The 8,741-nt window shown below is 72.6% G+C and carries 7 protein-coding genes; 5 read left to right on the top strand and 2 right to left on the bottom strand.

All coding sequences use genetic code 11. The features are described 5' to 3' along the window. The 4 genes from RWP81_RS11535 to purH all read left to right on the top strand — a co-directional run. On the top strand, positions 1-606 hold a 606-nt coding region (locus RWP81_RS11535), incomplete at its 5' end, for a CbiX/SirB N-terminal domain-containing protein (protein ID WP_314456237.1). Between the two features lie 40 nt (positions 607-646). Next, positions 647-2,347 carry a DUF6350 family protein gene (locus RWP81_RS11530; RefSeq protein WP_314456235.1) on the top strand — a complete coding sequence of 567 codons (1,701 nt, stop codon included), beginning with the start codon at positions 647-649 and terminating at the stop codon, positions 2,345-2,347. 76 nt (positions 2,348-2,423) lie between these two features. Beyond that, positions 2,424-3,023, top strand: coding sequence for a phosphoribosylglycinamide formyltransferase (gene purN, locus RWP81_RS11525; protein ID WP_055958808.1), 600 nt, complete (start codon positions 2,424-2,426; stop codon positions 3,021-3,023). A gap of 64 nt (positions 3,024-3,087) precedes the next feature. Beyond that, a complete protein-coding gene (gene purH, locus RWP81_RS11520) occupies positions 3,088-4,698 on the top strand; it encodes a bifunctional phosphoribosylaminoimidazolecarboxamide formyltransferase/IMP cyclohydrolase (protein WP_314456233.1) in 1,611 nt (536 codons plus the stop codon). 538 nt (positions 4,699-5,236) lie between these two features. On the opposite strand, the gene RWP81_RS11515 is transcribed toward purH, so the two are convergent. Next, positions 5,237-5,755, bottom strand: coding sequence for a DUF1697 domain-containing protein (locus RWP81_RS11515; protein ID WP_314456231.1), 519 nt, complete (start codon positions 5,753-5,755; stop codon positions 5,237-5,239). A gap of 412 nt (positions 5,756-6,167) precedes the next feature. Then, positions 6,168-7,595 (bottom strand): NAD(P)/FAD-dependent oxidoreductase, encoded by a 1,428-nt coding sequence (locus RWP81_RS11510; RefSeq protein ID WP_314456229.1) that lies wholly within the window; start codon positions 7,593-7,595, stop codon positions 6,168-6,170. A gap of 539 nt (positions 7,596-8,134) precedes the next feature. On the opposite strand from RWP81_RS11510, the gene RWP81_RS11505 reads away from it, so the two are divergent. Then, positions 8,135-8,741, top strand: a 607-nt coding sequence (locus tag RWP81_RS11505) for an Ada metal-binding domain-containing protein (protein ID WP_314456227.1), incomplete at its 3' end; no start/stop codon positions are given.

The raw sequence follows: 8,741 nt of genomic DNA, 5'->3' as shown, positions 1-8,741 counted from the left end.
GTCGTGCTCGCCGCCGCCGGTTCCACGCGCCCGGGCGCGGTCGTCGACGTCGAGCGGATGGCGGAGCTCATGGCGGATGCCGGCGTGGCCGGCCCCATCGTGACGGCGTACGCCGCGGCATCCGAACCTCGCATTCCGGATGCCGTGGGCGCGGCGCGCTCCGCGGGGGAGCGGACGGTGGCCGCGAGCTACGTGCTCGCCCCCGGGCATTTCTCGCGCGTGATCGAGAAGGCGGAGGCCGATCTGACGTCGGAGCCGATCGGCGCGGACCCGCGGCTGGCTGACATCGTGTGGGAGCGCTGGCGCGAGGCGCGGGAGGGTGCGGCGCCTGCGACGGATGCTGCTGCAGGGGAGGTGGCTGAGCCCGTCGAAGCCTCCGGTGGTGCGGTCGGGCCGGTCCCTTCGACAGGCTCAGGGACCTCTTCGGGGTCAGGGACCTCTCCGGGGTCAGGGACCTCTCCGCGGCGACGCACCGTGAAGAAGGTCGCGCGGGTGACGGGCCGTGCCGTGCTGGTGGCGCTGCTCGCGGTCGTGGCCGGGGTCGTCGTCCTCGCGGCCGCGGGCCTCTCCGACGATCGGGGAGTGCGGCGACGCCGCCGCGCCTGAGAGGCGGCCTCCGGCTGCCCGGGTAGGGTTCCTCTCGCCCATGCATCGCCTTCTCGTCGCCCTCCTCGCCGCCCTCGACGCCGTGCTGGCCGCCGCGGGCGGCATCGCGGTGATCCTCGCTCCCCTCGCGCTGCTGTGGGTCTTCGGCGTCGGCGACCCCGACTGGGGGGCGCTGTGGCCGGCCTCGGCCTCCATCTGGCACCTCGGCCACCTCGTGCCGGTCACGGTCACCCTGCCCGACGCGTACCTCGCGGCGACCGGCATCGATCCCACGTTCGCGTCGTTCACGTTGTCGCTCGCGCCGCTCGCCCTCGCGGCCTTCACCGCCCTGTTCGCCGCCCGCTCCGGAGCCCGCGCGGCCGCGGCCGGGGCGGCGATCACCGGGTGGCTCTCGGGCTCGGTCGTCTTCGCCGGGATCGCGGCGCTCGTGGGGGTGAGCGCCAACGCCGAGCTGGTGGCATCCGAGGTGTGGCTGGCCATCCTGCTCCCGTCGCTGCTGTTCTTCGTGCCGTCGTTCCTGGGCGCCTTCATCGGCGCGTGGCGTGTCGGCGACGACGGCCCGGTCGACGCCCTGCGGGCTCGCATCCGACGGCTCCCGCACGCCTGGGCCGACGTGCCCGCGCTCGTCGTGAGAGGACTCGGTTTCACCACCCTCGGACTCGTCGCCGTCGGCGGCGTCGTGGTCGTCGCGGGCCTCGTCGTGCGCTCCGCTCAGGTCATCGGCCTGTATCAGGCGAGCAACGCGGATGCGATCGGTGCGACCGTCATCGCCCTCGGCCAGCTCATGTACCTGCCCACCCTCATCGTGTGGGCGGTGGCCTTCACGGCCGGCCCCGGCTTCGCGCTGGGCACCGACACCGCCGTCACCCCGGCCGGGACGCAGGTCGGCGCGCTCCCCGGCATCCCGGTGCTCGGCGCCGTGCCGGACTCGACCTCGTCGTGGTTGCTCCTCCTCGCCCTGCTGCCGGTGGCCGTGGGAGTACTGACCGGATGGATGCTGCGATCCCGGATGCCGCGCACCACCGGCCCCGAACCGTTCGGCCCGCGCCTGGTGGTGACGTTCGCCGTCGCCGTGCTCACGGGAGGTGTCGGTGCGCTCGCCGCCCTTGCCTCATCGGGCTCGATCGGTCCGGGACGCCTCGCCGACACGGGACCCGAGCCCGGCCCGCTCGCCCTCGTGCTCGGACTCGAGGTGCTCGTCGGGCTCGCGATCCTGCTGCTGAGCCCGCGCGGGGGCGGGGACCACGTCGACGACGACCGGTCCGACGTCGCCTCTCGTTCGGGAGGAGACTCCGCGTTCGTGTCGTCCGGCGCCCGTTCGGACTTCCCGTCATGGCCCTCCAGCGATCGGTATTCCGACACGCCCCCGGCCACGGCGCCGTCGGGGTGGGGTCATTTGCCGGGGTGGGCCGGAAGCGACGCGGACGAGCGCGCGGATACGGTGTCGGCGGGTGCGACCCCGACCGGGGCACCGTCGACCGTCGGCGACTCGGCCGGCCGCGGTCCCCTCGGGGCTTCGCCCACGGCGACGACCCCGGCCGACGCGGGAGCATCGACGAAGAAGGCGAAGGCTCCGAAGAAGCCCTCGGGCCTGCCGCCGCGCGACCCGTCGACGACGGACGCGCCGTCCTCGACCCCGGATGCCGTGCCGGACGACGACGACGTGCGCGCGCGTATCCGCGCAGCCTGGGCGGCGGCCGACGGCGACAGCGCGGACGACGACACAGACCACCGGCGCTGAGGGGTCGGCTGACCGCACCTCGGGCGCGACCTCGCCCGACCCGGTGAGCGTCGACGCACCTGCGTAGACTGGGCGCGTGCTCACGGTCGCCGTTCTCATCTCCGGCACCGGCTCCAACCTCCGCGCCCTGCTCGAGGCGGCATCCGCCCACGACTTCCCGGCGCGCGTGGTCGCGGTCGGTGCGGATCGCGAGGCCGACGGCTTCGCCCACGCCGAGCACTTCGGCATCCCGACCTTCCTCGTGCCCTACGGGGCGTTCGCGTCTCGCGAGGAGTGGGGCGCCGAACTCGGGGCGCAGCTCGCCGTGTGGCAGCCCGATCTCGTCGTGCTGAGCGGGCTCATGCGCCTGTTGCCCGCCGACCTCGTCGCCGCGTGGCAACCCCGCATGATCAACACGCACCCGGCGTTCCTGCCCGAGTTCCCCGGCGCGCATGGTGTGCGCGACGCGCTCGCCGCCGGGGTCGAGCAGACCGGCGCGAGCGTCATCGTCGTCGACTCGGGCGTCGACACCGGGCCGATCCTGGCGCAGGAGCGCATCCCCGTGCTGCCCGGCGATGACGAAGACGCCCTGCACGAGCGCATCAAGCCCGTCGAGCGACGTCTGCTGATCGACGTCGTCCGACGCATCGCCGAGGGCGAGCTCGACCTCGCCGCCACGGCATCCCGAACCGCCTGACCCGCCGGCGGGCGTCGGCCCGTCGCGCATACGAATCCGACTCGAGACACAGGAGCCGAAAGCCATGGCCGGACCCCGCCACGACCCCGCCGACTACCGTCCCCGCGACGTCGTCCCGATCCGCCGCGCGCTGGTGTCGGTGAGCGACAAGACCGGCCTTCTGCAGCTCGGCGAGGCGCTCGCCGCGGCCGGCGTCGAGATCGTCTCGACCGGCGGCTCGGCCACGCTGCTGCGCGACGCCGGCTACGACGTCAGCGACGTCTCGGCCGTGACCGGCTTCCCCGAATCGCTCGACGGACGCGTGAAGACGCTGCACCCGAACGTGCACGCGGGCCTCCTCGCCGACCTGCGGCTGGCCTCGCACGAGGCGCAGCTCGACGAGCTCGGCATCCGTCCCTTCGAGCTCGTCGTGGTGAACCTGTACCCGTTCGTGGAGACCGTGGCATCCGGTGCCGAGGGCGACGACGTCGTCGAGCAGATCGACATCGGCGGCCCCGCGATGGTGCGCGCGTCGGCGAAGAACCACGCCAACGTCGCCATCGTCGTCTCGCCCGAGTCGTACCCGGCGATCATCGACGCCCTGCGCACCGACGGCGGCACGTCGCTCGTGCAGCGGCGCGAGCTGGCCGCCCGCGCCTTCTCGCACACCGCCGCGTACGACACCGCTGTGTCGACGTGGTTCGCCGAGGGCACGCTCGGCGACGACATCGACCTGCCGGCTCACCTCACCATCCAGGCCGAGCGCCTGTCGACGCTGCGCTACGGCGAGAACTCGCACCAGCGTGCCGCGATCTACTCGCGCGTCGGCGGCCACGGCATCGCCCAGGCGGCGCAGCTGCAGGGCAAAGAGATGTCGTACAACAACTACGTCGACGCCGATGCCGCCCTCCGCGCCGCCTTCGACATGGTCAAGCCCGCGGTAGCGATCATCAAGCACGCGAACCCCTGCGGTATCGCCGTCGCCGCCCCCAACGCGCTCGACCCGATCGCCTCGGCGCACCTGCGCGCCCACGAGTGCGACCCGGTGTCGGCATTCGGTGGCGTCATCGCCGCCAACCGCACGGTGACGTTGAAGATGGCCGAGAACCTTCGCGACATCTTCACCGAGGTCATCATCGCGCCCGACTTCGAGCCCGAGGCGCTCGAGGTGTTCACACTGAAGAAGAATCTGCGCGTGCTGCGCCTGCCCGTCGACTGGCAGCAGGAGCGCATGGACGTGCGCCTGGTGTCGGGCGGCCTGCTGCTGCAGGACGCCGACCGGTTCCCCGACGACATCGAATCCGTCGCGAAGGACTGGGAGCTCGTGTCGGGCGAACGTCCCGCCGACGCCGACATGGAGAGCCTCATCTTCGCCTGGAAGTCGTGCCGCGCGGTGAAGTCGAACGCCATCGTGCTCGCCCAGGGCTCGGCCACGGTCGGCATCGGCATGGGCCAGGTCAACCGCGTCGACTCGTGCCGCCTCGCCGTCGAGCGCGCCGGCGATCGCGCAGCCGGCTCGATTGCGGCATCCGATGCGTTCTTCCCCTTCGCCGACGGTCCGCAGGTGCTCATCGACGCCGGGATCTCGGCGATCATCCAGCCCGGCGGGTCGGTGCGGGATGCCGAGGTCATCGACGCCGCGCGCGCGGCCGGTGTGACCATGTTCTTCACGGGCGAGCGCCACTTCTTCCACTGACGCGTCGTCTCCTCACCGCCCTCGTGACTTCGGTCGCGGGGGCGGTGTTGCGTGTGCGGGGTGGTGGCGCGGGGGTGCGTGTGCGGGGTGGTGGCGCGGGGGTGCGTGTGCGGAGGTGCGTGTGCGGGGTGGTGGCGCGGGGGTGCGTGAGCGGAGGTGCGGCGGTGTCGCGTGTGCGGGGTGGCGGGGGGGTCGAGCGGCGTGGGGCGGGCGGCGGCTGGCGTGAGAAACGCTTCGGCGTGGGCGAAGACGTGTCGGCGGGGCGTTTCTGGCGGGGGAGGGCGTTTCTCGCCGCGGTGACGGGGGGCATCGGGGCGCGTTTCTGCGCGAGAACGCTTCGGCGTGGCGGCAATGTGTTGCGGGGCGTTTCTGGCGGGGGAGGCGTTTCTCGCCGCGGTGGCGCTGCGCGGGGCGTCTGCGTAGACCGACGCCGGGCGATCCGGGACGCATAAACACGATTCCCGCGCAGAAACACGAGGAGGGCGCGTTTACGCGCGCGGATCGCGTTTATGCGTGGGGAGATCGAGGGTCGTGGCGGTCAGGCGCTCATCGCGATGAGCTTCGCGATCGTGTTGGCGTTTCGGGCGGTGCCGACGACCCCGAGCCGCTTCTCGAACCAGCCGGCCTGCAGTTTCGAGCCGCCGATGCCCTCGGGATACCGCACGAACACCTCGCGGCCGTCGAGAACCGCCTCTTCGGGGATGCCGTCGGGCAGCGCGAGGGCTGCGGAGGCCGGCCGGTCGTCGAGGAACACGGTCTGCACCCACCGCCCCTCTGCGGCATCCGCGTACGGGTTCCGCGTCACCGAGTCGACGAGCTCGGCATGCGTGCGGACGATGACGGGCAGATCGAAGCCGAACGCTCCACGCACGGCGTCGCTGATCGCCTGGGCGACGTCGTGGGCGGCGCGCCCGGCGCCATCGAGCACGACGTTGCCGGCCACTTGAAGCGTGTCGACCTCGCCGAGACCCGCGGATGCCAGAACCTCACGCAGCGCAGGCATCTTCAGCGCCGTGGGGCCTCCGACTCCGCGGATGAGGGCGACGGTGCGGGGCATGCTGCGACCCTATGCCGCGCAAGCGCCCGGCGGCGAGAACGCGTCGTGCGGGGCTCAGAGCGTTGGCGAACAACGCCCCGGCGAGTGAGGAGCGCCGAGAGAAGGTGTGTCTCGCACGACAGGGCGTTCGTCGACGCGTGCGAACCCGCCGCCCCGGCCGCGCGCTCCCTCGAGTGGATGCGGCGGACGACGTATTGCCGCTCCGCCGCCCGGGCCGCGCGCTCTCACGAGCGACGGCGCGGGACGACGTACCGCCGTTTGGCGCCGCCCTAGCCGCGCGCTCTCCCGAGCGACAGCGGCGGGACGACGTTTCTCGACGTGTCCGAGTTCGCCGCCCGGGCCGCCCGCTCTCATGAGCGACGGCGCGGGACGACGTACTGCCGCTCCGCGCCGCCCTAGCCGCGCGCCGGGGTCAGGCGGAGTCGCGACCGAGCGTCTCCAGCAGACGCAGCCAGACCTCACTCACCGTGGGATACGACGGCACGGCGTGCCAGAGGCGTTTGACGGGCACCTCTCCGACGATTGCGATGGTGGCGGAGTGCAGCAGCTCCGCGATGTCGGGGCCGACGAAGGTGGCTCCGACGAGCACACCGCGGTCGAGGTCGACGATCACGCGAGCCTTGCCGACGTACGCGTCGGACTGCTCGCTCGATCCGGCGATGCTCGCCAGGTCGTAGTCGAGGACCTTCGCGTTCAGCCCCTTCTCTTCCGCCTTCGCGGCGGTGAGACCGACGGATGCCACCTCGGGGTCGGTGAACGTGACCTGGGGGACCGCGTCGTGATCGGCGGTGGCGACGTGCGCACCCCACGGTGCGTCGTCGACATCGGCACCCTGTGCGCGGGCGGCGATCACGTCGCCGGCTGCGCGGGCCTGGTACTTGCCCTGGTGGGTGAGCAGCGCGCGGTGATTGACGTCGCCCACCGCGTAGAGCCAGTCGAAGCCGCGCACGAGCAGCGTGTCGTCGACGTCGAGCCAGGAGCCGGCTTCGAGGCCCACGGCATCCAGTCCGAGATCTTGCGTGCGGGGCGTGCGACCCACCGCGACGAGAACTTCGTCGGCGGTGACGGTGGTGCCGTCGGAGAGTTCGAGGACCACGCGGCCGTCGTCGTCGCGGCGGGCGGCGGTGGTGTCGGCCCCCGTCTTGACGGTGACGCCGCGGTCGCGGAGCGACGTGGCCACGAGTTCGCCCGCGAACGGCTCGTTGCCCCCGAGCAGGCCCGAGCGCGCGATGATCGTGACGCGCGATCCGAGACTCTCGAACGCCGTCGCCATCTCGGCTCCCACAACGCCGCCGCCGATGATGGCGAGCGAGCCGGGGATCTGTTCGACCGCAGTGGCCTCGCGGCTCGTCCAGGGGGAGACGTCGACGAGGCCCGGGATGTCGGGCAGCAGAGCGGCGGAGCCCGTGCACACGGCCACGGCGTGCCGGGCGACGAGGTCGGTGACGCTGCCGTCGGCGGCCGTGACGCGCACGGTCTTCTCGCCGGTGAGGGTGCCGAGGCCGCGCACGAGGTCGATACCCGCACCCTGGAGCCACTCGACCTGGCCGGAGTCGTCGTAGTTGCTGGTCATCGTGTCGCGGCGCCGCAGGACGGCCTCGACGTCGAGATCGCCGGTGACGGCCTGCTTCGCTCCATCGACATCGCGCGCAGCGCGCAGGGCGGCGGCACTGCGCAGCAGAGCCTTGGACGGCATGCACGCCCAATACGAGCACTCACCGCCGACGAGCTCGGACTCGACGATGACAGTGGTGAGCCCGGCCCGTGTGGCGTAGTCGGCCACGTTCTCGCCGACGGGGCCGGCGCCGATGACGATGAGGTCGTATTCGCGTTCGCTCATGCCGCTCACGCTACCGACGCCCTCCGACATCGCGCGGGGGTTGCGGCGGCGGCGGTGACACCCCACGCGACCAACAGCTTCGGGGCGCGTAAGGCCGTCGGGGGCAGAGAATGCGCGCCTCGAACGAGGGATCACGCCGCGAACATCGAATCGCCCCCCGAACAAGGGATGCCGCCCCGGACCGACGGTCGCGCCTGGATCCGGGGATCGCACCGAACCGCGGGCGGCTTCGCGATCGCCCAGGACTGAGCGCGAACACGAAGGCGGCCGGTTCCATCGGGCCGGGCCGCCGTGTCGTGCGGGTATGGGGCGTTGGTGCGCCGCCGTGTGTGGCGCGCGGAGGCGGGGACGCGTGGGGGAGAGGAGGGGATCGGGCCGAGGGAGGATGCCGGGGCGCGGGGCGATCCTCCGATCGCTGAATCTCCTCCCGTGGCGGCCGCCGGTCGGGGCCCCTCACCGTGCGCCGGCGTGATCTCGCCGGAACGGCCATGTCCGATTTCCGCCGATCGATGTCGGGGGTCGGTGGCAGAGTGGAGGCCATGACCCCCACCACCGTCGACGCACCGGGCTTCCCCGAGCGCTATCGCGCCATCCAGTCGCGCGATCGCCGCTTCGACGGGCAGTTCGTCACGGCGGTGCGCTCCACGCGCATCTATTGCCGTCCCAGTTGCCCCGCCCGCACGCCCAAAGAAGAGAACGTCACGTTCTTCGCCACCTCCGCCGCCGCGCACGAGGCCGGCTACCGCGCCTGCAAGAGATGCCTTCCCGAGGCCGCACCCGGCTCACCCCTGTGGGACGTGCGGGGAGACGTGGTGGCGCGGGCGATGCGTCTCATCGCCGACGGCGTGGTCGATCGCGAGGGCGTGCCCGGTCTCGCGCGACGACTCGGCTATTCCTCCCGTCACCTCACGCGCCTGCTCGCAACCGAGCTGGGCGCCGGGCCCTTGGCCCTCGCCCGTGCCCACCGGGCTCACACCGCGCGCGCCCTGCTCGTGGGCACCGATATGTCGTCGGCCGACATCGCCTTCTCCGCCGGTTTCTCGAGCATCCGGCAGTTCACCGAGACGATCGGCGAGGTGTTCGGCATGCCGCCGCGCGAGCTGCGGGCCCGCCGACCGGCGGGCAACGGCGCCGATGCCGCGGGGG

The sequence above is a fragment of the uncultured Microbacterium sp. genome (assembly GCF_963521695.1).
Lineage (GTDB): Bacteria > Actinomycetota > Actinomycetes > Actinomycetales > Microbacteriaceae > Microbacterium.
Note: the sequence above shows the minus strand (reverse complement) of the source record. Positions and strands in the feature narration are given on the sequence as shown.